At 44.1% G+C, this 3146-nt stretch carries 4 protein-coding genes; all 4 read left to right on the top strand.

Going from position 1 to position 3146, the window contains the following annotated elements:
* Positions 1-169 precede the first annotated feature (169 nt).
* The 4 genes from tsaE to tsaD are packed head-to-tail and all read left to right on the top strand — an operon-like array spanning position 170 to position 2778.
* Positions 170-622: a tRNA (adenosine(37)-N6)-threonylcarbamoyltransferase complex ATPase subunit type 1 TsaE gene (gene tsaE / locus KW93_RS08800; RefSeq protein WP_033542632.1), complete on the top strand. Its 453-nt coding sequence runs from the start codon at positions 170-172 to the stop codon at positions 620-622.
* Positions 619-1311 carry a tRNA (adenosine(37)-N6)-threonylcarbamoyltransferase complex dimerization subunit type 1 TsaB gene (tsaB, locus tag KW93_RS08805; RefSeq protein ID WP_033542633.1) on the top strand — a complete coding sequence of 231 codons (693 nt, stop codon included), beginning with the start codon at positions 619-621 and terminating at the stop codon, positions 1309-1311. Before tsaE ends, tsaB begins: the two co-directional genes overlap by 4 nt.
* Positions 1311-1766 carry a ribosomal protein S18-alanine N-acetyltransferase gene (gene rimI / locus KW93_RS08810; protein WP_033542634.1) on the top strand — a complete coding sequence of 152 codons (456 nt, stop codon included), beginning with the start codon at positions 1311-1313 and terminating at the stop codon, positions 1764-1766. The genes tsaB and rimI overlap by 1 nt, the downstream gene beginning before the upstream one ends.
* On the top strand, positions 1759-2778 hold the full coding sequence (gene tsaD / locus KW93_RS08815; protein WP_033542635.1) for a tRNA (adenosine(37)-N6)-threonylcarbamoyltransferase complex transferase subunit TsaD: 1020 nt from the start codon (positions 1759-1761) through the stop codon (positions 2776-2778). Before rimI ends, tsaD begins: the two co-directional genes overlap by 8 nt.
* Positions 2779-3146: the final 368 nt, after the last annotated feature.

Below are 3146 nucleotides of genomic sequence, written 5' to 3' on the forward strand. Positions count from 1 at the left end.
AGATCGCCGGTTCGATCCCGGTCGGGACCGTCTTAAGATAAACACAGCCAATACGCTGTGTTTATTTTTTTTGTCCAAAAGCTTCCTGTTTATTTTCGGATAATATATTTTGATTTACACGAACATCTCCGCTAAACTATGTAAAGACTCGATAGAGGTGAGAAATGGTATGACTTATACAATAGAAGTAAATTCTCCAGAAGAAACGGAGACGTTTGCAGCAAAATTAGCCGGCTTTCTGGAATCAGGGGATTTATTGACGCTTGAAGGCGGTCTTGGTGCCGGGAAAACGACATTTACAAAAGGGCTGGCGAAAGGGCTCGGTATTAAGCGGATGGTAAACAGCCCTACTTTCACCATCTTAAAACAATATTCCGGTAACCTGGAACTGAACCATTTGGATGTTTACCGTTTGGAGCACAGTGATGAGGATATCGGATTCGATGAATTATTTTCTGGCGAAGCTGTATCGGTCGTAGAATGGGCTCAGTTTATAGCAGAATATTTACCGGAGGAGCGTCTCGAAATAACGATTGAAAGACAATCGGAAGAGAGCCGGGCGATTCGTATTCATCCCATAGGACAGCGTTATGAATCTCTTTGTAAGGAGCTTATGTCATGATTTATCTCGGTATTGATACATCGAATTCTCCTTTGTCGATTGCATTGGCAAAGGATGACACTATTATAATAGAAGAAACATCAAATCTTAAAATCAATCATTCGCTGACAGCGATGCCTGCAATTGAAGAAATGATGAGAAAAGCAAAGGTCACTCCTGCACAATTGACGCATATTGCAGTCGCTCAAGGTCCCGGTTCCTATACAGGCGTCCGGATTGGCCTGACGATTGCAAAAACGCTGGCATGGTCATTAAAAATACCGCTGCATCCAGTGTCGAGCCTGAAAGTATTGGCAGCAAACGGCCAATATTTCGACGGCATTATTTGTCCGTTGATGGATGCCAGAAGAGGAACTGCTTTTATTGGCGCTTATAATGGCAAGGATCTTGAACCGGTAATTGCGGATCAGCACAGCGAAGTAAAAGAGTTTTTGACTCAATTAAAAGAATTGGGGCAGCCTGTTTTATTCGTGGGGATTGATGTGGAAATTCATGGAGAAGTGATTCGTGAAGTTATGGAGGATCTGGCCTTTTTCGCAGATCCTCAACACCGCTTGCCGCGTGCATCTAATCTGATTATGCTGGCACAGCAGTCTGATGAGCAGGATGTTCACCACGCGGTGCCGGATTACCGCCGGATTACAGAAGCGGAAGCGAATTATATCAAGGTGCAGGGCGGCGAAGGGTGATGAATGAAGAAGTGACATTTCGAAAAATGACAGTGGCGGACGTGGATGCGGTCTATCGCATTGAGGAATTGTCGTTTACCCTGCCCTGGACAAAGGAAGCCTTCTATTATGAAATGCTGGAGAATCAGCATGCTTATTATGTGATCGCTGAAACAACGGAAGGAATCGTCGGGTATTGCGGCTTATGGCTGGTGATGGACGAATGCCATGTGACCAATATTGCCATTCTCCCGAACCAGCGCGGTAAAAAGCTGGGTGAAAAGCTCATGCTTGCGGCCATCGAAGTGGCTAAAGAAAATGGCGCAAAAGCGATGACATTGGAAGCTAGAGTCAGCAATACTATTGCACGAAACCTTTATGAAAAACTTGGATTTAAAAATGGAGGCATCCGCAAAAGTTATTATTCGGATAATTTCGAGGATGCCATAGTCATGTGGGTGAATTTTGATGAATGAAGATATTTATATACTGGGAATAGAGACAAGCTGTGATGAAACTGCAGCTTCCATAGTGAAAAATGGAACGGAAATCATTTCAAATATTGTGGCTTCGCAAATAGAAAGCCACAAGCGTTTTGGCGGGGTGGTGCCGGAAATCGCTTCCAGGCATCATGTGGAACAGATTACCCTTGTAATAGAAGAAGCGCTGGAAAAGGCTGATTTGATTCCCGCCCAATTAAGTGCAGTGGCGGTAACTGAAGGCCCTGGACTGGTCGGTGCTTTATTGATTGGCGTAAATGCAGCGAAGGCATTTGCATTCGCCCACCAATTGCCGATTCTCGGTGTCCATCATATTGCAGGCCATATCTATGCCAATCGCCTGGAGCAGGAAATGGAATTTCCATTGCTTGCCCTGGTGATTTCAGGCGGTCATACGGAGCTTATTTATATGAAGGAACATGGCCATTTTGAAGTAATTGGGGAAACACGCGATGACGCAGCCGGTGAAGCCTATGATAAAGTGGCGCGTACGCTCAATCTACCTTATCCGGGAGGCCCACATATCGACCGTTTGGCGCATGAAAGCAGTAACCCGGTAGATTTTCCACGCGTCTGGCTGGAAGAAGGCACATACGACTTCAGTTTCAGCGGTCTGAAATCTTCGGTATTGAATTACATGCATAATGCGGCACAGCGGGGAGAATCTGTAGCACCTGAAGATGTTGCCGCCGGTTTTCAGAACAGTGTCGTGGAAGTGGTGACTTCCAAAACATTGCGTGCCGCTGATCAGTATAATGTCAGGCAAGTGATTGCAGCGGGAGGGGTTGCTGCAAATAAAGGCTTGCGGGCATCCTTGGAAAAGGAATTTGCTGCAAAAGGGATTCCGTTCTTTATCCCGCCTTTGAGTTTATGTACAGACAATGCCGCGATGATTGCGGCAGCAGGAACGGTCATGTTCGAAAAAGGAATTCGGGGAAATATGGCAATGAACGGACGACCGGGAATGGAAATGGATTCCTGGGTATAAAAGTAATATATATAAAAGTGAAAGCTCTTCAGCCATTCGATTGGCTGAAGAGCTTTTTATGTAAATTTTGTGAATAAAATCACTCCATCGAAACGATAAATTTACATTCTGTCAATAGAGAACATTTGTACTTATGCACATTTTGTTAGTAAGCTGTTCATAACTATGGAATAACATGCGGATTTCCTATATCTTGTGTACCATATACTGATATAGTATGTGGATAACATTTTTATTATCTGTGGACAATGTGCATAACACTGTTGATAGTTGATTTAAAAGGCGAAATAATGTGTACAACTTTGTGGAAACAAATATTTTGGAAAAAGGTATTGACCAACATATGGACATGGAAAAGCGGAAGCGCC

The organism is Planococcus sp. CAU13 (assembly GCF_000775575.1).
Taxonomy (GTDB): Bacteria; Bacillota; Bacilli; order Bacillales_A; family Planococcaceae; genus Planococcus.